Here is a 20,629-nt window from a genome sequence, read left to right as displayed (position 1 = left end):
GACCGCGTGGAGAGAGCAGCGGGGCACGGCGCCGGTCCGCACCCCGAAGAGGCGGCACGTGGCCGCCTCTTCGGGGCGGGCGGTCCGCGGGGGTCAGTCGTCGTCGCCCAGGGGGCGGGTCGCCGGGCCCTGGAGGACGGTGCCGTCGGCGGCGAAGCGGGAGCCGTGGCAGGGGCACTCCCAGGTGTTCTCCGCGTGGTTGAAGCCCATGGCGCAGCCCATGTGGGTGCAGCGCCTGGTCCGGGGGCCGAAGCCGGACGCGAAGTGGCGCGCCACGGACGCCTGGTGCCGCGCGACGCCGGGGTACTCGCGCAGCGGCAGGGACCGGCGCGGGTCGACGAGGTCGGCCCAGGCCGGGAGGGTCCCGCCCGTCAGGCGCGCGGTCAGGAGCCGGCCGGCGGCCACCCCGTTGCTGAGGCCCCAGCCGCCGAACCCGGTGGCGACGTGCAGGTGCCCGGCGCCGGAGTCCTCGGGGCCGAGGGGGCCCACGCAGGGCAGCCCGTCGGCGGTGTGGACGTCCTGCGCGGCCCACCGGTGGACGTCCGGCGCGTCCGCGAAACCGGGCAGATGGCCGGCGGCCCAGGCCTCCAGCCGCCCGAACCGGTGCCGGACGCCGCCGGCCCCCGGCTCGAACGCCTCGCCCGCGACGATGAGCAGCCTCCGGCCCTCGCCGGCCGGAGCCGAACGCACCGAGCGCGTGCCGCCCTCGGACGTCAGGTACATCCCGTACGGGGCGTGCCGTTCCTCGACGACGGCGGCGACGACGAGCTCCCGGCTCACCGAGAGCCGCATCAGCAGCGGGGTGGGGCAGTGGAGCGGGAAGTTCGTGGCCAGGACGACGTCCCGGGCCCGGACGGTGAACCCGCCCTCGACCGTGACCCCGCGGTCGGCGCCCTCGCGGACCTCGGTGACCCGGCTGTTCTCGTGGACGCGCCCGCCGCGGGCGACCAGGTCGTCGGCGATCCCGAGGACGAAGCGGCGGGCGTGGAACTGGAGCTGGTCGTCCACCCGCACGGCCGCCGCCACCGGGTAGGGAAGCCCCGTGTCGGTCACCGTCGTGGCCGGCAGGCCGGCCGCCTCCGCGGCCTCGGCCTCCGCCCGGATCTGCCCCGCGTTCCGCTGCTCCAAGGTGTACGTGTACGCCGGACGGCGCTCGATCTCGGCGTCGATGCCGAGCTCCGCGCAGACGTCCACCACGTCACCGAGCGCGTCCTGCTGGGCCCGCGCGTAATGCGCCGCCGCCTCGGCGCCGTGCTCACTGCGCAGCCGTTCGTAGCGCAGTCCGTGCAGGGCGGTCAGCTTGCCGGTGGTGTGGCCGGTGACTCCCGCCGCGATCCGGCGCGCCTCCAGCACCACCACCTCGCACCCGGCGCGGGCCAGCTTACGGGCGGCGCAGAGGCCCGCGATGCCCGCGCCGACCACGACCACGTCGGCGTCGAGGTCCCGGTCGAGGGGCGGGTGGGGGGCGCCGGGCGGCGCCGACTCCATCCAGTACGACCCGTCATATCCGTGCACGACGGCTTCCTTCCGTGGAGGGGGCGGGGGCGAGGGTGAGGGGCTCGGCCGGGGCGGGACCCGGGTGCGGGGGGGGCGGCCGGTGCCGGGGGCGGCTCGGCGGCCGTCGGGGCGTCTGCGGCGGAGGGGGCGGAGGCCGGTGCCGGGGGCGGGCGTCAGGCGTCCGGTTCGTCGCCTTCGCCCGCGTCGTCCGCGCCGTTCACCGCCGTGTCCACGTGCATCGCCGCCTCCTCGGCCGGCGCCGTGCCGTCGTCGGGGCCGACGTCACGGGCGACCGCGCGGTCGACGTGGCCGGACCGTGCGGCCTCCGGGGCGAGGCGTCCGGCCCGGGTGGCGCCCGCCTCCTCGTCCACGGGCTCGCCCTCGCCTCCCGGAAGGTCCCCGATGCCGTCGCCCGCCGGCGGCGGCGACTCCGGCTCCTCCTGGCGCAGCCGTTCGTCGAGCGATTCGCCCTCCCGCTGCTCCCGCTGCGTGGTGCCGTGCCGGGTGACGCCTCTGGGGCGCTCCGGCGGGGAGTACCCGGGGGCGCTCAGGTCGTCGGTGGGGTCGGTCGCGAGCGCGTTGTCGGGGTCCAGGGGGTCGGAGGGACGGTTGCCGCTGTCGGAATGGGTGGGCTGGTAGACGTCGTCGCCGCGGCCCTCGTCGGGATCGGACGCGACGGACCGGTCGATGTCGGCCATGAGGGGCTCCCTTCGTCAGCCGGTCGCGAGGAGGATCGCGTACACGAGGAAGAACAGCGCGCACAGGACGACGACCACCCACATCGCCACGAGGGGGCCCTTGGTCCAGCCGCGGCTGAGCGGCCGGTAAGGCCCGGTGGCCGTGCCGGTGCCCGATTCCGCCGGGGGTGTCTCGCCCGGGCCGACGCCTCCGGCGACGCCGCCGGGGGGTTCCTCCGGGATGCTCCCCGGGATGCCCGTGGGGTCGGGGTCGGGGTTGCTCGGGGTGGTGGTCATGGCGTGCGGCTTCCTGTGACGGGGTTCGGCGCTGCGGCCCGCGGTCGTCCTCATGGGGGGCGACTTGCCACCACCGGCCGTCTGAAACGGCTCTCGGCCGACGTACTGGATCCTGGCCCGGGCCGGTCGCGCTCGGTGGCGGCCGGGCCACCGAGCGCTCGCCCCGCGGCCGCCCCGGGCGGGCGCGTCCTCACAGCGGGCGCTCGCGGCCCTCCCCGTAGGGGTCGCGGAGCCGGCGCTTGTAGAGCTTGCCGTCGGGGTCGCGGGGCATCACGGCGACGAAGTCGAGGGACTTCGGGTGCTTGAAGCCCGCCAGGCGGCCGGCGTAGTGGGCCAGGATCTCCTCGGCGAGCGCCGGCCCCTCCTCGTACCCCTCCGCGGTCTCCACGACCGCCCTCACCTCCTCGCCCCGGTCGGTGTGCGGGACGCCGAAGGCGGCGGCGTCGGCGACGGCCGGGTGGGACAGGAGCGCCGCCTCGATCTCGGCGGGGTAGAGGTTCACGCCGCCCGAGATGATCATGTCGATCTTGCGGTCGCGGAGGTAGAGGCAGCCGTCCTCGTCGAGATGGCCGAGGTCCCCGGCGGTGAAGAAGTCGCCGACGCGGCTCTTCGCGGTCTTGGCCGCGTCCTTGTGGTACTGGAAGCCGCCGGTGTTCATCTTGAGGTAGACGGTGCCGAGTTCGCCGGGCGGGAGCGGGTGGCCGTCGTCGTCGAGGATCGCGAGTTCGCTGATCGGCCAGGCGCGGCCGACCGTGCCGGGCCGCTTCAGCCACTCCTCGGCGGTGGCGAAGGCACCACCGCCCTCGCCGGCCGCGTAGTACCCCTCCACGCACCCGCCCCACCAGGCGATCATCGCCCGCTTGACGTGTTCGGGGCAGGGTGCGGCGCCGTGGACGGCGTGCCGCATCGAGCTCACGTCGTAGCGTGCGCGGGTCTCCTCGGGGAGGGCGAGCAGCCGGTGGAACTGCGTGGGGACCATGTGGGTGTGCGTGCAGGCGTACGTGTCGATCAGCCGCAGCATCTCCTCGGGCGCCCACGTGTCCATGACCACCAGCGGGTGTCCGATGTGCAGCGCGGCGGCGGCGAACTGCAGGACCGCGGTGTGGTGCAGCGGCGAGCACACCAGGTGCGCGTTCGCGTCGAAGGGCCGGATGCCGAGGTATCCGCCGAGAGGGGACTCCTCGGGCAGTCGGCCCGGCAGGGGGCGGCGGATGCCCCGGGGACGTCCGGTCGTGCCCGAGGTGTAGTTCATGACCCAGCCGAGGGTCCGGTCGGCGGGCTCCGACTCCGGCTGCCCGGCCAGGAGTTCGGCGTACGGACGGAATCCGGGGACCGTCCCGACGGCGTACCGGTGGCTGGAGGCGAGCCCGGCCTCGTCGGCGGCGGCGCCGACCGCCCCGGCGAAGCGCTCGTGGGCGATGAGCACCTTGGCACCGGAGCCGGCGACGATCCAGGCGATCTCCGCGGCCACGAAGTGGTGGTTGACCGGGACCAGGTAGAACCCGGCCTGAGTGGCGGCGAGATGGGCGGTGAAGAACTCGGCACCGTTGGGCAGGACGACGGCGAAGGCGTCGCGTCCGAGCCCGGCCGCGCGCAGTCCGTGCACCATGCGGTTCGCGGCGGCGAGCAGCCGGCCCGCCGACCACTCCTCGCCGTCCGGCGCCACCAGCACCGTGCGCTCCGGGTCGGCGGCGGCCTGGGCCCAGAAGCCGTTGGGGGCGGTGGCACCGCTCACGACGTGCTCCTTCCGGCGATGCGGTCGATCCGGTCGACGGCCTTCTCGAAACCGCGGGTGAGCTCGTCGACGACCTGCTGGACGCTGCGTTCGGAGTTCATCCGGCCGACGATCTGCCCGACGGGGGCGCCGAGGAACGGATCGACCTCGTACTTCTGGATCCTGGACACGGCCTCCGCGACCAGGAGCCCCTGGAGCGACGTCGGCAACGGGCCCGGCCCCGCCGGATCCTCCCAGGCGTCGGTCCATCCGGTGCGGAGCCGCCGGGCCGGCTTGCCCGTGAGCGCCCGGGAACGGACGGTGTCGCCGGAGCCCGCCGCCAGCAGTTTCGCGGTGAGGGCGCGCGAGTGGAGCTCGGCCTCGGTGGTGGTGAGCCATATCGAACCGAGCCACACGCCCTGCGCGCCGAGCGCGAGCCCGGCGGCGATCTGCTCGCCGCTGCCGATGCCGCCGGCGGCGAGCACCGGCAGCGGTGAGACGGCCTCCACCACTTCCGGGGTGAGCACCATGGAGGCGATCTCACCGGTGTGGCCGCCGGCCTCGTACCCCTGGGCGACGACGATGTCGATGCCCGCCTCCGCGTGCCGACGCGCGGGCGACGACGTCGGGCGGGCGGCGAGCCGAGGGCGTTGGCGAGCAGCTTGATCGGGTAGTCGAAGGCGACGTCGAGCTGGCTGCGGGCGACCTCCTCCACCCAGCCGGTGATCCGCCGGCCCGAGGCCTCGCCCTCGGCCAGTTCGGGCACGCCGTGTTCGGCGAGGACCGAGCGCACGTACGCACGGCGCCCGGCCGGGATCATCGCCTCGACATCCGCCTCGCTGACGCCCTCGACCTTCTTCGCGGGCATCACGACGTCGAGGCCGTACGGCCGCCCGTCGGTGTGCTCCTGCATCCGGTCGAGGTCGCGGGCCAGGTCGTCCGGGGCGGTGTAGCGGACCGCGCCCAGCACCCCGAAACAGCCGGCCCGGCCGAGGGCGGCGGCGACCGCGGGGAAGGGCGTGAAGCCGAAGATGGCGTGCTCGATCCCCAGTGTGCGACTCAGCTCCGTCTCCATGGGCGGCAGGATGCCGCAGCGGGGCGGAGGAGGGAGGAGGTTTTCTGATGGAGCGTCAGTTCGTTCGGGTGGGGGCGGCCGTTTGGGCGGAGGAGCCGGGTCGGGGAGGGTGGGAGTACGTACGACTGGATCCAAGATCCAAGATCCAAGATCCGGGATCCGGGATCCGGGATCCGGGATCCGGGATCCGGGATCCGGGATCCGGGATCCGGAAGGCGGGATCCGGGATCCGGAAGGCAGGATCCGGGATCCGGAAGGCAGGATCCGGGATTCTGGATCCAGGTCACGGGAGGCGGGCGCATGGGCGAGGCAGGGAGTGAGCCGACCGGCGGGGTCCCCGGCCTGCGCTGGGGCACGGCGGAGGAGGCCGGGCTGCTGGGGCGGGAGCTGGAGGGGATGGTGGAGGACGTGCGCGGGTTCCTCGGCCCGTCGCCCGCGCGTCCGTGGTGCGCGGGGGCCGTGCTGCTCGCGGGGCGGGGCAGGACGGTGGCGCTGCACCGGGCGGTCGGGTGGGCGGCGCGCTGGGAGGCGTACGACGAGGGGAACGACGCGGGGGTCGGGCTCGCGCCGGAGCTGCGGGTTCCGATGACGCCGGACACGGTCTTCGACGTGGCCTCGCTGACCAAGCTGTTCACCGCGATCCTGGCGGTGCGCCAGGTGGAGCGGGGCGCGCTGGAGCTCGGGGAGCGGGTGGCCGCGTACCTGCCGGAGTTCGGCCGGGCGGGGAAGGCGGGGATCACGGTCCGGCAGCTGCTCGGCCACACGTCGGGGCTGCGGGCGGAGTTGCCGCTGTACGAGGCGCCGGACCGGGAGGGGCGGTTGCGGATGCTGTGGGAGGAGGCGCCGCTCGCACCGCCGGGGACCGCGTACCGCTACTCGGACCTGAACATGATCACGCTGCACCTGCTCCTGGAACGGATCACCGGTCGCGGTCTGAAGGCGTTGCTCCACGACGAGATCACCGCTCCGCTCGGGATGCGCCGCACGCGTTTCGTGCCGCCGCTCTCGTGGCGGCCGGAGACCGCCGCCACCGAGGACTCCCGCCGGCCGTGGGCGCGGCTCGACCGGGGCATGGTGCGGGGCGAGGTCCATGACGAGAACGCGTACGCGATGGGCGGCGTCGCCGGTCACGCCGGCGTCTTCTCCCGTGCCCGCGACCTCGCCGTCCTGGCCCGCGCCCTCCTCGACGGCGGCGCGTACGGTTCCACCCGCGTCCTCTCCCCCGCCTCCGTGGACCTCCTCCTCACCGACGTCAACGAAGCCTTCCCCGGCCACGCGCACGGCCTCGGCTTCGAGCTGGACCAGCGCTGGTACATGGGCGCCCTCTCCGGCCCCCGTACCGCCGGGCACACCGGTTTCACCGGCACCAGCATGGTCCTCGCCCCGGACTCCGACGCGTTCCTGATCCTGCTCGCCAACTCGGTGCACCCGGTCCGCACCTGGCGCACCGGCTCGGCGCCCCGCCTGGCCGCCGCCGACCGCCTGGCCCGGGCGGTCCCGGTGCGTCCCCCGGCCGGCGCGCCCGGCCCCACGGCCTGGTTCTCCGGCATGGCGGCCCCCGACGGCGCCACCCTCACCCTCCCGGCGACGGGCCCGGACGCCGGCCTCCTCACCTGCCTCCTCTGGTGGGACACCGTGCCGGCCACCGACCCCCTGGTCCTGGAGGCGGCGACCGACGGCGGCACGGACTGGCGCCCCCTCCCCTTCCGCACCGCCCCGCTCGAACGGCCCGAGAAGGAACGCGGCCACCCGGACGGCACGGCGTCGGGGTGGTCCGGCCGCCGCTGGCACCGCCTCACCGCGGCCCTCCCGCCGCCCCCCACGCCCACGCCCGCGCCCGCCCTTTCCACCGGTCCCCGCCCCCTCCTCCGGCTCCGCTTCCGCTACTCCACCGCCGGCCGCGCCGTCGGACGCGGGGTGTACGTGACCGGTGTCCGGGTCCTGGACGGTTCGGGCCGCGCCCTCTTCGACGAGGCCCGCCCGTCGGACGCCTCCCGGGTCGGGGCCGTCGGCTGGCACCGCTCGGCGGACTGAGCGCGGAATCAGTTCCTTCGCCACGCCTCCGGCGGGCCCGCGACGCCGACGCAGACCTCGTTGCCCTCGGGGTCGGCGAGGACCACGTTCGAGGGCGCGTCGGCGTCGTTCACGATCCGGCCGCCGGCGGCGAGGGCCGCCGCGATCCGCGCCTCGGCCTCGTCGTACGGCACCCAGACGTCCACGTGGATCCGGTTCCGCCCGCTCCTCGGGGCGTCCATCCGCTGGAAGTAGAAGGGCGCGCCGCGGCGCAGCGGGTCGATCAGGTCCTCGTCGCTGCCCGCGCGGTCCTCGTACCCGAGCACCGCCCGCCAGAAGGGCAGCACCTCCGGCAGGACGAGCGCGTCCAGCGTCACCTGGACGGTGCGTATGCCCGACGGATCGGCGGTCAGGCCGTGGGCGCGGGCCAGTGACGAGACCCGCCGGGCGAGTTCGAGGTGCCGTTCGGTGAGGCCGTAGTAGTCGTCGGTGACGGTGACGAGCCGGACGAGCACGCCGCCGGGCCGCAGGTCCACATCGGGCTCCGCCCCGTCCGGCAGCGCCCCGGCGAGCGCGCCCACGAACGCGGCCCCGGCCGCGAACGACTCCGTGGGGAAATAGGCGCAGGCCCCTTCGCCGACGACCCTCCAGTCCTGGAGGCCGGGCGTCTCGTGGAACCGCCGCGGCCTGATGTGCTCGGTCTTCTCTGTCTCCAGCATGAGGAGAACCTAAGGGATCCCGGGGGTAGAGTCGGCGGCTCGGTCGGCGCGACCGGACGACCGGACGACCGGACGACCGGAGCGTGCGGAGAGGGAGATGGGGCGGGTCATGGCGGGGCGGCGGTCACTGGGGCGGCGGTTCGGACGCCTGTGGGCCGCGTACGCGGTGAGCACGTACGGCACCTGGCTCGGTTTCGGTGCCTTTCCGCTGCTCGCGGTGGTCGTCCTCGACTCGGGCCCGGCGCAGGTGGCCGCGCTGGCGGCGACGGGGCGGGCGGTCGGGTCGGTGCTCGCGGTGCCGCTCGGGCCGTGGGTGGAGTTCCGGCGGAAGCGGCCCGTCATGGTGGCGATGGACCTGGTCCGCTTCGCGGCTCTGGCCAGTGTCCCCGTGGCGTACCTCCTCGGGTGGCTGGGCTTCGCCCAGCTGCTGGTGGTCTCGGTGGTCGTCGCGACGGCGGACATCGCGTTCCGGGCGGCGAGCGGCGCCTTCCTGAAGGGCCTCCTGCCGCCGGAGGACCTCCTCGTCGCCCACAGCCGCTTCGAGGCGACGGCCTGGACGGCCTCGATGGCGGGCCCGCCGCTCGGCGGGGCCGCCATCGGGTTCCTGGGACCCGTGACGACGATCTTCGCCGACGCCTGCAGCTACGTCCTCTCCGCCCTCGGCATCCGTTCCGTCGGCGGCAGGGAACCGGAGCCCGCGCGGCGGCCGAAGGGGCGGCTGCGCGCGGGTGAGCTGCTGGAGGGGTGGCGCCACATCCTGCGCCACCCGGTGCTGCGCCCGCTCTTCCTCAACGCGCTCGCGGTCAACGGCCTGATCATGGCCTCGGAGCCGCTGCTCGCCGTCCTGCTCCTGCGCGACCTCGGTCTCGCCCCCTGGCAGTACGGGCTCGTCTTCGCCGCCCCGTGCGTCGGCGGGCTCGTCGGCTCACGCCTGGCGCCCCGGCTGGCCGCCCGCCACGGCGACGCCCGGGTGCTCCGTACCGCCGGGGTGCTGCGCTCCTGCTGGTCGCTGGGGCTCGCGTTCGTGCCCTCCGGCGTCGCCGGCATGGCGGTGGTGATGGGCGTACAACTCGGCCTCGTGGCGTCCTGCGGCGTCTTCAACCCCCTGCTCGCCACCCACCGCCTCCGCCACACGGACCCCGACCGCCTCGCCCGTACCCTGGCCGCCTGGTCGGTCAGCGCGAGCCTCTCCATCGCGGCCCTCACCGCCCTCTGGGGCCTGCTCGCCGCCGCCACCGGCCCCCGTACCGCCCTCGCCGCGGCGGGCGTCCTCCTGCTCGCCACCCCTCTGCTGCTCCGGGGCGCCACCGGCGACCGGGTGACGGCGGCCGTCTAGACCGGCGCGGGCCGTCCGGTCACCACCTGTTCCTGCCGTGCTGGTCGATGACGTTCCCGTTGGGGTCGTCCGTCCCCCGGACGTACGCCGCGAAGTCGGCCTCCGGATGGTCGATCGCGTGGACGATCTGCCCGGCGATCGCCCGCAGCTCGTCCATGTGGGGCAGGGTCACGATCTCCAGGGAGCCGCCGGCCGTCTCCACGACCAGCACCGGCCGCGCCGGTCTGAACAGTTCGCCGAGGAGGAGGATAACGAGACCGATCGCGGCGGCGAGGAGGAACGGGCCGCCCTCCGACCCTCTCCACGCCCTTCCGCCGTCCACCACGCCGAGCAGGAGATAGGCGAGGACGGCGAACGCCAGCCACTTCAGGAAGCCGACGAACGGCGTGTCCCGGCGGGGTTTGGCCTTCAACGCCTCGACCCGCGTGATGTTCTGCAAGGGGAACGCCGCCGAACCCACCCAGAGCATCCGACGCCTCACCGCGATCTCCAGCACCTCCTTCGGACGCGGCGGCGCGGGGAAGCGCGGCGGCACCACCACAGCCGGAGGCACCACCAGCGGCGCCGCCGACCCGGTCGGCTGCGCGGGCGGGGGCGCGGGCGGAGACCCGGCCGGCGGTGTGGGGGGTGGTACGGCCGGCTGCCCGGTCTGCGGCACGGGCGGCTGCCCTGCCGGTGGTGCGGGCGGTTGCCCGGTCGGTGGTACGGGCGGTGGTACGGGTGGCTGCCCGGTCGGTGGTACCGGCGGTAGTACGGGTGGCTGCCCGGTCGGTGGTGCGGGCGGCTGGGTCGGCGGGACCGCGGGCGGTGTGCCCGGCGGCGGCCCGGGGCTTCCGGTGGTGGCCATGTGCTCCCCCTGCACTCGTCGCTCACCCCGCGCCTCGCGGGAGCCCCATTAAGCGCCCGCGCCCTCGCGCGCGGCAGACGAGAACTGGCCAATCCCCGCTCGGCGTGGCCCTAGGGCACACCGAGGCCGAGGGCTGCGGCCGTGTGGAGGGCGGTGAGCACGGGGGCGATGAGGGGATGGCCCTCGGAGCCCCGGCGTACGGCGGCGAAGACGCGGCGGGTGGGGGCGACGCCGTCGACGGGGCGGACCGCGACGTCCCTGAGGTCCATGCCGCGCAGGGCCGAGCGGGGCACGAGGGCCGCGCCGGCGCCGGCGGCGGCGAGCGCGACGACGGCCCGGAAGTCGTCCGACACGTGCTCGAAGCGGGGTGCGAAGCCCGCGTACTCGCAGGCCAGGACGGTCACGTCGTGGCAGGGATTGCCCGTGGACTGGCCGATCCAGGCGTCCTTGGCGAGGTCGGCGAGCGCGATGCGTTCGGTGGCGCCGAGGGCGTGGCCGGGCGGGAGCACCACGTCGAAGGGTTCCGCGTAGAGCGGGACCCGGGTGAGCCGGTCGTCGTCCTCGCCCGGCGCGCCCCGGTATTCGACGGCCACGGCCACGTCCACCTGCCGGTCGAGCACCATCAGCAGGCTCGCGTCGCCCTCGGCGTCCCGCACCCTGACCCTGATGCCGGGTGCCGTGCCGGCGAGTCCCGCGATGGCGGGGGCGACGACGAGGCCGATGCCGGTGGCGAAGGCCGCGACCGTGACGGTCCCCGCCTCCCCGGAGCCGTACGCGGCGAGCTCCGCCTCCGCCCGCTCCAGCTGGGCCAGCACCGCGTTGGCGTGGCTCAGGAGGATCTCGCCGGCCGGGGTGAGCCTCGCTCCCCGGGCACTGCGGTCGACGAGCCGGTGGCCGGTCTCCTGCTCCAGGGCGGCGAGCTGCTGGGAGACGGCGGAGGGGGTGAGGTAGAGCGCGGCGGCCGCCGCGGTGACCGTGCGGTGGTCGGCCACCGCACGGAGAATGTGCAACCGCCGTGCTTCGATCATGCGCCCAGTCTCCCAGGCCGGGGGTGGGGCTTGCGCCCGCGGCCTGGGATTTTGGATCCAAGATCGTGGATCCAAAATCGTGGGTTCACGATCGTGGATCCACGGGGCCGGATCCAAAAGATTGGATCCGGGAGATTGGGTCCAGGAGATTGGGTCCAGGAGATTGGGTCCAGGAGATTGGATCCAACGTCCAGAAGGTGGGAGCCGGGATTCCGGATCCAGGAGGTTGGATCCGGGATCCCGACTCCGGGGCTCAGGCGCCCAGTTCCGCGCGGGCCGCCACGAAGGCGTCCACCGCGCGGTTCACGTCCTCCGTGGAGTGCGCGGCCGAGAGCTGGACGCGGATGCGGGCCTGGCCCTGGGGGACGACCGGGTAGGAGAAGCCGATCACGTAGACGCCGCGCTCCAGAAGGAGCTCGGCCATCTTCCCGGCCACGGCGGCGTCGCCGATCATGACGGGGGCGATGGCGTGGTCGCCGGGGAGGATGTCGAAGCCCTCCTCGGTCATGCGGCCGCGGAAGAGGGCGGTGTTGGCGTTGAGCTTGTCGCGCAGGTCACCGGCGGACTCCAGGAGGTCGAGGACCTTGAGGGAGGCGGCGGCGATGACCGGGGCGAGGGTGTTGGAGAAGAGGTACGGGCGGGAGCGCTGGCGCAGCAGGGCGACGATCTCGGCGCGGGCGGCGACGTAGCCGCCGGAGGCGCCGCCGAGGGCCTTGCCGAGGGTGCCGGTGATGATGTCGACGCGGTCCATGACGCCGTGGAGCTCGGGGGTGCCGCGGCCGCCGGCGCCGACGAAGCCGACGGCGTGCGAGTCGTCGACCATGACCATGGCGTCGTAGCGCTCGGCCAGGTCGCAGATGTCGGCGAGCGGGGCGACGTAGCCGTCCATGGAGAAGACGCCGTCGGTGACGATCAGCTTGCGCCGGGCGCCGCCCTCGGTGGCCTCCTTGAGCTGCTGCTCCAGGTCGGCCATGTCGCGGTTGGCGTAACGGAAGCGGCGGGCCTTGGAGAGGCGGATGCCGTCGATGATGGAGGCGTGGTTGAGGGCGTCGGAGATGACCGCGTCCTCAGGCCCGAGGAGGGTCTCGAAGACGCCGCCGTTGGCGTCGAAGCAGGAGGAGTAGAGGATCGTGTCCTCCTGGCCGAGGAAGGCCGAGAGGCGGGCCTCCAGCTCCTTGTGCACCTCCTGCGTGCCGCAGATGAAGCGGACCGAGGCCATGCCGTAGCCCCAGCGGTCGAGCGCCTCGTGGGCGGCGGCGACCACGTCGGGGTGGTCGGCGAGGCCGAGGTAGTTGTTGGCGCAGAAGTTCAGCACCTCGCCGGGGCGGCCTCCGGCGGTGACCTCGACGGTCGCGGACTGGGGGGTGCCGATGACCCGCTCGGGCTTGTGGAGGCCAGCCGCCCGGATCTCGTCGAGGGTGGCGCGGATGTCGTCGCGTACGGAATCGAACATGGGTCAGGCTCCCGCAGTCCAGTCGAGAATGATCTTGCCGCTCTTGCCGGAGGCCGCGTCGTCGAAGGCGGCCTCGAAGTCGGTGTGGTCGTATCGGCCCGTGATGACCGGGGACAGGTCGAGTCCGCCCTCCAGGAGGACCGACATGGCGTACCAGGTCTCGAACATCTCGCGGCCGTAGATGCCCTTGATGGTGATCATCGAAGTGACGATCTTCGCCCAGTCGACGGCGAAGTCCTCGCTCGGCAGGCCGAGCATGGCGATCTTCCCGCCGTGGGTCATGTTGGCGATCATGTCGCGCATGGCGTGCGGGTTGCCCGACATCTCCAGGCCGACGTCGAAGCCCTCCTTCAGCCCGAGGGTGCGCTGGCCGTCGGCGATGGTCCCCTCGGCGACGTTGAGCGCGAGCGAGACGCCGGTCTTGCGGGCGAGGTCGAGGCGCTCCTCGCTGACGTCGGTGATGACGACGTTGCGGGCGCCGGCGTGCTTGGCGACGGCGGCGGCCATGATGCCGATCGGGCCCGCGCCGGTGACGAGGACGTCCTCGCCGACGAGCGGGAAGGAGAGCGCGGTGTGGACGGCGTTGCCGAAGGGGTCGAAGATCGCGGCGACGTCGAGGTCGACCGGCACGCGGTGCACCCACACGTTGGAGGCGGGCAGCGCCACGTACTCGGCGAAGGCGCCGTCGCGGCCGACGCCGAGGCCGACGGTGGCGCGGCAGAGGTGGCGGCGGCCGGCGAGACAGTTGCGGCACTTGCCGCAGACGAGGTGGCCCTCGCCGCTGACCAGGTCGCCGACGGAGACGTCGGTGACGTCACGGCCGACGGAGACGACCTCGCCGACGAACTCGTGGCCGATGGTCATCGGGGTCGTGATGGTCTTCTGCGCCCAGCCGTCCCAGGAGCGGATGTGCAGGTCGGTACCGCAGATCCCGGTCCGCTTGACCTTGATCAGTACGTCCCCGGGGCCGGTCTCCGGCTCGGGCACGTCCGTGAGCCAGAGTCCCGGCTCCGCCTTCAGCTTGACCAACGCCTTCAATGCCACGGCTCCCGACGTACGTGTCCTGTGATGTACGGGTCAAGGCACGCGCGCGTGCCCAAGATCCTCGGAGAGGAATCTTCCGCACCGGGGGCTCGTGGTCCATCGAGGATTTCTTAAGCGCGCTCGCAGTTCAGCTTCACGCCGGGGCGTCCTCGCTGCTCAGGACGGTGCGCCCGAGGGCTCGGCGGTGGCGGAGGCGGTCACGAAGGAGGAGGGAAGCCAACTCGAACGGACGAGTCCCGGGGTTCCCTCGACCGCGACGGCCGCCGCGTGTCCGTCGGCGGTGGTCACGTCCCGGACGGCCCAGCCCCCGGGGCGGGCGGCGGGGTCGTCCCCGCCCAGGTAGTCCTGGTCGAGGGGGCGGGCCACGCCGATGCCGAGGCCCTTGAGGTAGGCCTCCTTGCGGCACCAGACGCGGGTGAACGCCTCGGGCGCGTGCCCGGCCCGGGCGATCTCGGCCCGTTCCAGCGGGTGGAGGGCCGAGGCGACCTCGCGGACGGTGGCGGCCTCCGGGAAGATCTCGACGTCGACGCCGACGGGCCGGCCGGCGATGCCGATGAGGACGACGTCGCCGCTGTGCGAGAGGGAGAAGTGCGGGGCGCCGGGCGGGCCTTCGACGGCGGGGCGGCCGTGGAGGGCGCCGCAGCCGGGGCAGGGTTCGCGACGGTACGCGACCGCGGCGGGGGCGACGCCCAGGCGGGGGGCCAGGAGGCGGCGCAGGGCGATGTGGCCGATGCCGTACCGGAGCCGGTCCGCCACCCGGAGGGGTGCGGCGAGCCGGGCGCGTTCCCCGTCGTCGAGTTCGGACGGGTCGAGGTCCTCCTCGGCGAGGTGGTCCACCCGGAGCTGCCACAGCTCGACGTCGCCCCGGGCGGGAACGGCGTCCGGGCCGAAGGCGGGCGGGTGGGGCTCGGGTGCGGATGCGTCGCGGCGGTCGGTGATCACATGGTCATTCAAGCAGGGCGGGCGCCGACTCAGGGTGCTCCGGCGGCAGTTGGGCCGCGGGAGCCACGGTCGCCCGCCCCGGGCCCGCCGGGTCCGTGGCCTTCGGGGGTGGGTGTGCCGCCCCGGCGGACCGCGTCGGCCTCGGTGTGGCGGCCGAGGCGGTCGAGGCAGTGGGTGAGGTCGGCGAGGGCGGAGAGGGTGTCCGGGTGCAGGGGGCCGAGGGTCCGGGCCCGGGCCTCGGCGAGGGAGCGCAACGGGGCGAGGGCCTCGTCCCAGCGCCCGAGCCGGCCGAGGACGACGGCGGCCTCCCGGCGGCTGCGCAGGGTGTCGGGGTGGTCGGGCCCGAGGACGCGCCTGCGGGCGGCGTGGACCGCCTGCACGGTGTCGAGCGACTCCTGCCAGCGGCCGAGGCGGGCGAGGTGGAGGGCGAGGGCGTGCCGGACGCGCAGCGTCTCGGGGGCGTCGGCGCCCTGGGTGCGGGTCCGGACGGCGACCAGGTCGCGGCAGACGGCGAGCGCGTCGGCGGCCCGGCCGAGGCGGCCGAGGCAGGCACTGGTCTCGTAGCGGGCGGCGAGGGTGTCCGGGTGATCGGGGCCGAGCGAGGAGGCTCGCCCCTCGGCCACCGCGCGGTACTGGTCGAGGGCCTCCTCGGCGCGGCCGAGGCGGCCGAGGGTGTGGGCGAGTTCGTGGCGGGTGACGAGGGTGTCGGGGTGGTCCGCGCCGAGCAGCCGGGTGCGGGTGTCGGCGACCGCCAGGGCCGTACGGTACGACTCCTCCAGGCGGCCGAGCCGGGCGAGGGTGTACGCGAGGTTGTGGCGGCAGCGCAGGGTGTCGGGGTGGTCGGGACCCGCGGTGCGCTCGCGGACGGCGAGGACCTCGGCGTACAGGGCGTGCGCCTCCGCGTGGCGGCCGAGCCGGCCGAGGGTGAAGGCGCGCTCCTGGCGGGCGGCCAGGGTGTCGGGGTGGTCGGGGCCGAGGACGCGGGCACGGGCGTCGGCGACCCGTTCGAAGGCCTCCAGGGCCTCGGTGGTGCAGCCGAGCCGGCCGAGCGCGAAGGCGACCTCGTAGGCGCTGGCGAGGGTGTCGGGGTGGTCGGGGCCGAGGACCCGGGTGCGGTCGCCTGCGACGGAACGGTGCAGGTCCTCCGCCTCCGCCCAGCGGCCGAGCCGGCCGAGGCCGAGGCCGGCCCGGTGGCGGGCGGCGAGCACGGCGAGGAGTTCGGGCGTGGCGTCCGCCGCGGGACGGGCGGGGCCGTCGGCGCCGGCTCCGGCGGTCGTCCACTCGGTGGTGAGGACGGCCGCGGCGGGGTCGTGACCGGCGACGCGGGGCGCCCCCGGGGCGGCGGGGCGCGGGCCGGCGGTGAAGGTCCGGGCCCACGCGGGCGTGGAGCCGGGTTCCGCCACGGGTTCGGTGACGGCTCCGTCGGCGGGGTGCGGCGGCTCGTACGGGAGGGGCGGCACGAGGCGGGTGTCGCCGCCGACGGTGCGGCCGCTGACGATCCGGCGGCGCAGGTCGGAGGCGTCGCGCGGGCGCTGGTCGGGCACCTTGGCGAGGAGGTCGACGACGAGCCGGTCGAAGTAGTCGGGCAGCTCGGAGCGGAGGGCGCGCGGCGGGCTCGGCACGGTGTCCCGGTGGCCGACGAGCACGGCCCAGGAGTCGTCGAGGTCGAACGGCGGCGCTCCGGTGGCGAGTTCGTACAGGACACAGCCGAGCGAGTAGAGGTCGCTGCGGTGGTCGATGTCGCCGCCGCCGATCTGCTCCGGGGACATGTAGTGGGGGGTGCCCATGGCGATGCCGGTGCCGGTGAGGCGGGAGGTGAAGCCCATGTCGGCGCCGAGACGCGCTATGCCGAAGTCGCAGATCTTCACCGTGCCGTCGCGCAGCCTCATGATGTTGGCGGGCTTGAGGTCGCGGTGCACGATGCCCATGCGGTGGGTGTATTCGAGGGCGTCGGCGACCTGGTCGGCGATGTCGACGACCTCGTGGACGGGCAGGGGGTTCCGGGCGTTGGCGGCGAGGAGCTGGCTGAGGTTCTGGCCTTCGAGGAGTTCCATGACGAGGAACAGCACGCCTTCGTACTCGCCGAAGTCGTGGACGACGGTGATGCCGCGGTGCTGGAGCGCGGCCGCGACCCGGGCCTCGCGGCGGAACCGCTCGCGGACCACGGTCTGCACGCCCGCGTCCTGGTGCGGGCCGAGCGGTTTGAGGCACTTGACCGCGACCCCGCGGCCCAGCGCCTCGTCCGTGGAACGCCACACCTCGCCCATCCCGCCGCGGCCGATGACCTCGTGCAGGCGGTAGCGCCCCTGGATCAGTCTGATGTCCCCCATCGTGTGCCGTCGCCCCCGTCGTCTTCGTGCACGCTCTCCGGCCCGTCCAGTATGGCCGCAGGCACGGACAGTGTGTACGGGTCGGGTCGGGTGTCGGGCCCGAGGCGGTCCACGGCGCGCGGGATGTGGCCGGGCGGGAGCCGCCAGCGGAGGGCGGCGGGGACGCGGCGCAGCAGGCGGGCGGTGGTCACGAGGCGCCGGGTGACGGTGGCCTCGGGCGGTACCGGCCGGCCGTAGAGGGCATGGGCCCAGTCCGGCAGGGTGTCGTACGCCAGGGAGCTGATCCGCCGCCACGCCAGCGCCCGCCCGACGGCCAGCGCGGGCGGTACGGGCGGCTCGCGCAGGAAGTCGAGGACGGCGAGCGCGTCCTCTCCGGCGGCGAGTTCGCCGCGGACGGAGTCGAAGTAGGCGGTGAGCGCGGCCCGGGTGGCGGGGACGCCCGTCGGGTCGAGACCCACGAGCCGCGCGGAGGTGCGCTGTTCGTCCACGTACCGGTCGGCGGGTTCCCCGGTGAGCGGCAGCCCGGAGCGGCGGGCGACGGTGACGTACGAGTCGATCTCGGCGCAGTGCACCCAGAGCAGCAGCGCGGGGTCGTCCACCTTGAGGAGCCGGTGGACCCGGCGGACGCGCGCGCCGGCCGCCTCCGCGGCGTCCCGCGTGCCGTAGCTGAGCGTCCCGACGAAGCTCGCCGTCCGCATCAGCCGCCCCCAGGGATCCTCCCGGAAGCTGCTGTTGATCATGACTCCGCGCACGGCGACGGGGTGGAGGGCCTGGAGGTAGAGGGCCCGCACGCCGGCGATCCACATGACCGGGTCGGCGTGCAGCTGCCAGGTGACGGAACGGGGTCCGAAGAGACCGGGGTCGGCGTCCTGCCTCATGGGGTTCAGGCTACGCGGCTGGATCCAACGGGGTGGATGTTGGATCCAGCCACCTGATGGGCTCTCGGATCCAACATGCCGGATGCCAGATATCGGATATCGGATACGGAATATCGGATAGGAGATCCCGTATCCGATATCCCGGATCCCGGATCCCGGATCCCGGATCCCGAATGTTGGATGCTGGATCCAAACGCCTGGAGGAATCAGCCGATCTCCACCACCCGTGCCCACCCCGGCGGTCGGAGCAGCAGCTCGTCCGCCTCCTCGTCCTCCGGATCCGAGGCCGGTGGGCGGGGGAAGAGGCCGACGATCGTACGGCAGGGAGGGGCGGTTCTCGGCCACGGGGTCTGGCCGTCGGTGAAGACGACGAGGACGTCGGGGCGGGGGCTGAGGCGGAGGGCGCGGGCGAAACCGGCGCGGAGGTCGGTGCCGCCGCCGCCCACGAGGGGGATGTCGGCGCCGGCGCAGAGGCGTTGGGCGGTGTGGGCGGCGGCGTCGCAGGCGACGACGGTGACGAGGTCACGGCGGCCGTCGACGGCGCGGGTGAGGGCGGCGACCTCCAGGAGGGCACTGCCTAGTTCGGTGTCGGAGACGGAGCCCGAGGTGTCGATGACGACGCCGATGTGCGGCGGGACGCGGCGGAGGCTGGGCAGGACGACGCCGGGGAGGGCGGCGGAGCGGCGGGAGGGGCGACGGTAGGTGTAGTCCTCGCCGGCACCGGCCGCGGAGACGGCGGCGGCGAGGACCGCGCCGAGGAGTTCCCGCCAGGGCTGGGGCGGGTGGCAGACCTGTTCGGCCCAGCGCTCCCAGGCTTCGGGGGCGGTGCCGGGGCGGCCCTTGATGCCCTGGGCGACGCGGTACACGACGGCGGCGCGCTCCTGCGGGGTGAGGCCGTCGGCACCGTCGGCGCCGAGTTCCCAGGAACGGGGGTGGCCGTCGGCGCCGCTGCCGCAGTCGAGCCAGGCCAGTTCGGAGGTGCGCGGGGTGATGCGTACGGCGCGGACGTACTCCTCCATGAGCAGGCCGGGCGCGAGGTCGAGCATCTCGGGCCGGATGACGCCGCCGGGGCGCGGGAGGCCGTCTCCGTAGATGTCGTCGTTGATCTCGAAGTCGCCGGCGATGTTGAGGCGGAGCCGTTCGGCCGGGCCGTCGAGGCCGAGGTCGCGGGCGAGGCGGTCGCCCCGGCCGTGGTGGTCGCGGAGCAGGTGGGCGACCTCGTGGACCCAGACGCCGGCGAGGTCCGTCATCGGCGTCCGGTCGACGAACGCCGGGGAGACGTACATCCGCCAGTGGCGGTCGACGGCCATGGTGGGGACGGCCCGGGTGGGCACCACGTGGAGGGCGAAGAGGGCGGTGGCGAGGTACGGGCGGACGCGGACGGCGTAGAGCCGGGCGGCGTACAGCTTGTCCCGGTCCAGCGCCTCCTCGGCCGGGACCACGGCGGCCGCGGCGGCGGCCGGGGCGTTCGGGTCGGTCATCGGCGTCCCCGGGCGGTCGCGGCGGGGCGGGCGGCGCGGCGGGAGAGGTCGACGGCTCCCGCGAGGCGCTCGATGGCGGCGGGGACGTCCCAGTCGTCGCGGCGGAGGGCGGCGAGCGTGGTGGCGGGCACGACGACGAGGTCCGGCGGGCCGGTCTCGGCGGCCCGCGCGAGCAGGGCCCAGGCGGCGTCCCAGCGGTCCCGGGCGGGGCGTTCGCGGACGGCGGTCACGACGGCTTCGAGGGCGGCCTGGCGCCGGTCGCCGCGTCCGGGGAGCACGGCACCGGCCGGGTCGGCGAGCAGTTCCTCGGGGTCGGGGAGGTCCATCCGGTCGATCCAGGCGAGGAGTTCGAAGCCCGGCCCGTCGCCGACGGTGCCGCGGACGAGGAGGGAGAGGACCTCGCGGGAGGAGCCGGCGACGGTGGCGAAGGCGAGCAGACGCAGCGTCATGTCCCAGCTGCGGGGCGAGGGCCAGGGCCCGCCCCGGCGGGTCTCCTCCCCCGGCAGCCGGTGGACGAGCGTCGGCCGGCTGCCGAGCAGCCCGCAGACGGCCCGTCGGGCGTGGTCCACGGCCTCGGGGAGCCGTTCGGGGTCGAGGCGGGGCAGGGTGGCGCGGGGCCAGGTGCCGCCGAGGCCGCGGACGACGACCTCGTGTTCGTGCGTCCACCGGAGGTGGACGAAGCGATTGGCGAGCGGGGCGCTCAGCTCCCAGCCGTCGGCGGCCGACGCGCGCGGGTTGGCGGCCGCCACGATCCGCACCCCGGGCGGCAGGGTGAGGGCGCCGACCCTGCGCTCCAGGACGAGCCGCAGGAGGGCGGCCTGGACGGCGGGCGGGGCGGTGGAGAGCTCGTCGAGGAAGAGCAGGCCCCGGCCCTCGCGCACGAGCCGGACGGCCCAGTCGGGCGGGGCCATCGCCACGCCGCGTACGGCCGGGTCGTCGCCGAGGACGGGCAGGCCGGAGAAGTCGCTGGGTTCGTGGACGCTGGCGATGACGGTGGTCAGCGGCAGGTCGAGTTCCTCGGCGAGCTGGGTGAGCGCGGCGGTCTTGCCGATGCCGGGCTCGCCCCACAGGAGGACGGGCAGGTCGGCGGCGACCGCCAGCGTCAGCGCCTCCAGCTGGTCGTCGGCGCGGGGCTCGGTGCGGGTGGCACCGAGGAGGGCGAGGAGCTCGGCGGCGACGTCGAGCTGCCGGCCGGTGCGCGGGACGGTCGTGGCGGTCCCTGCGGTCGTAGGGGACGCACAAGTCGTACCGGTGGCTGTCGGCTTGGTGGGCGTAGGGGTGCGCATGGGTGACATCAC

At 74.8% G+C, this 20,629-nt stretch carries 16 protein-coding genes and 1 pseudogene; 2 read left to right on the top strand and 15 right to left on the bottom strand.

From position 1 onward, the window contains the following. Window positions 1-93: 93 nt before the first annotated feature. From IE245_RS09395 to IE245_RS09375, 5 genes and pseudogenes are all read right to left on the bottom strand, one after another. On the bottom strand, window positions 94-1,488 hold the full coding sequence (locus tag IE245_RS09395; protein ID WP_189946396.1) for an FAD-dependent oxidoreductase: 1,395 nt from the start codon (window positions 1,486-1,488) through the stop codon (window positions 94-96). A gap of 182 nt (window positions 1,489-1,670) precedes the next feature. Further along, entirely contained in the window at window positions 1,671-2,195 is a 525-nt protein-coding gene (locus tag IE245_RS09390) for a DUF5709 domain-containing protein (protein ID WP_189946306.1), read from the bottom strand. A 15-nt stretch (window positions 2,196-2,210) separates the two neighbouring features. Further along, on the bottom strand, window positions 2,211-2,471 hold the full coding sequence (locus IE245_RS09385; protein ID WP_229851167.1) for a DUF6480 family protein: 261 nt from the start codon (window positions 2,469-2,471) through the stop codon (window positions 2,211-2,213). Between the two features lie 190 nt (window positions 2,472-2,661). Next, the gene (locus IE245_RS09380) at window positions 2,662-4,206 is read right to left on the bottom strand and encodes an AMP-binding protein (RefSeq protein ID WP_189946305.1); all 1,545 of its coding nucleotides are present in this window, start codon (window positions 4,204-4,206) and stop codon (window positions 2,662-2,664) included. Further along, a pseudogene (locus IE245_RS09375) lies at window positions 4,203-5,260 on the bottom strand (NAD(P)H-dependent flavin oxidoreductase). The gene IE245_RS09380 and the pseudogene IE245_RS09375 overlap by 4 nt, the downstream one beginning before the upstream one ends. 300 nt (window positions 5,261-5,560) lie before the next feature. Between IE245_RS09375 and IE245_RS09370 the strand changes: the two are divergent. Then, the gene (locus IE245_RS09370; protein WP_189946304.1) at window positions 5,561-7,294 is read left to right on the top strand and encodes a serine hydrolase domain-containing protein; all 1,734 of its coding nucleotides are present in this window, start codon (window positions 5,561-5,563) and stop codon (window positions 7,292-7,294) included. An 8-nt stretch (window positions 7,295-7,302) separates the two neighbouring features. Here the strand turns inward: IE245_RS09370 and IE245_RS09365 are convergent, their stop codons facing one another. Then, complete coding sequence (locus IE245_RS09365) at window positions 7,303-7,992, bottom strand: 4a-hydroxytetrahydrobiopterin dehydratase family protein (RefSeq protein ID WP_189946303.1); 690 nt, start codon at window positions 7,990-7,992, stop codon at window positions 7,303-7,305. 109 nt (window positions 7,993-8,101) lie between these two features. On the opposite strand from IE245_RS09365, the gene IE245_RS09360 reads away from it, so the two are divergent. After that, window positions 8,102-9,328 carry an MFS transporter gene (locus IE245_RS09360; RefSeq protein WP_189946394.1) on the top strand — a complete coding sequence of 409 codons (1,227 nt, stop codon included), beginning with the start codon at window positions 8,102-8,104 and terminating at the stop codon, window positions 9,326-9,328. 19 nt (window positions 9,329-9,347) lie between these two features. Here the strand turns inward: IE245_RS09360 and IE245_RS09355 are convergent, their stop codons facing one another. From IE245_RS09355 to IE245_RS09315, 9 genes are all read right to left on the bottom strand, one after another. Next, a complete protein-coding gene (locus IE245_RS09355; RefSeq protein WP_229851166.1) occupies window positions 9,348-9,869 on the bottom strand; it encodes a DUF6232 family protein in 522 nt (173 codons plus the stop codon). A gap of 416 nt (window positions 9,870-10,285) precedes the next feature. Continuing rightward, window positions 10,286-11,203: a LysR family transcriptional regulator gene (locus IE245_RS09350; RefSeq protein ID WP_189946302.1), complete on the bottom strand. Its 918-nt coding sequence runs from the start codon at window positions 11,201-11,203 to the stop codon at window positions 10,286-10,288. A 253-nt stretch (window positions 11,204-11,456) separates the two neighbouring features. After that, complete coding sequence (locus IE245_RS09345) at window positions 11,457-12,656, bottom strand: glycine C-acetyltransferase (RefSeq protein WP_189946301.1); 1,200 nt, start codon at window positions 12,654-12,656, stop codon at window positions 11,457-11,459. Window positions 12,657-12,659: 3 nt separating this feature from the next. Continuing rightward, entirely contained in the window at window positions 12,660-13,694 is a 1,035-nt protein-coding gene (gene tdh, locus IE245_RS09340) for an L-threonine 3-dehydrogenase (protein ID WP_189946392.1), read from the bottom strand. Window positions 13,695-13,856: 162 nt separating this feature from the next. Further along, on the bottom strand, window positions 13,857-14,642 hold the full coding sequence (locus IE245_RS09335; RefSeq protein ID WP_229851165.1) for a 4'-phosphopantetheinyl transferase family protein: 786 nt from the start codon (window positions 14,640-14,642) through the stop codon (window positions 13,857-13,859). 29 nt (window positions 14,643-14,671) lie between these two features. Further along, the gene (locus IE245_RS09330; protein WP_189946300.1) at window positions 14,672-16,972 is read right to left on the bottom strand and encodes a serine/threonine-protein kinase; all 2,301 of its coding nucleotides are present in this window, start codon (window positions 16,970-16,972) and stop codon (window positions 14,672-14,674) included. Then, a complete protein-coding gene (locus IE245_RS09325; protein ID WP_189946299.1) occupies window positions 16,954-17,850 on the bottom strand; it encodes an oxygenase MpaB family protein in 897 nt (298 codons plus the stop codon). Before IE245_RS09325 ends, IE245_RS09330 begins: the two co-directional genes overlap by 19 nt. A gap of 206 nt (window positions 17,851-18,056) precedes the next feature. Continuing rightward, window positions 18,057-19,331: a vWA domain-containing protein gene (locus tag IE245_RS09320; RefSeq protein WP_189946298.1), complete on the bottom strand. Its 1,275-nt coding sequence runs from the start codon at window positions 19,329-19,331 to the stop codon at window positions 18,057-18,059. Next, on the bottom strand, window positions 19,328-20,617 hold the full coding sequence (locus tag IE245_RS09315; protein ID WP_189946297.1) for an AAA family ATPase: 1,290 nt from the start codon (window positions 20,615-20,617) through the stop codon (window positions 19,328-19,330). Before IE245_RS09315 ends, IE245_RS09320 begins: the two co-directional genes overlap by 4 nt. Window positions 20,618-20,629: the final 12 nt, after the last annotated feature.

The sequence above is a fragment of the Streptomyces roseolus genome (assembly GCF_014649855.1).
Classification (GTDB): Bacteria; Actinomycetota; Actinomycetes; order Streptomycetales; family Streptomycetaceae; genus Streptomyces; species Streptomyces roseolus.
This window is presented reverse-complemented; position numbering and strand designations above follow the sequence as displayed.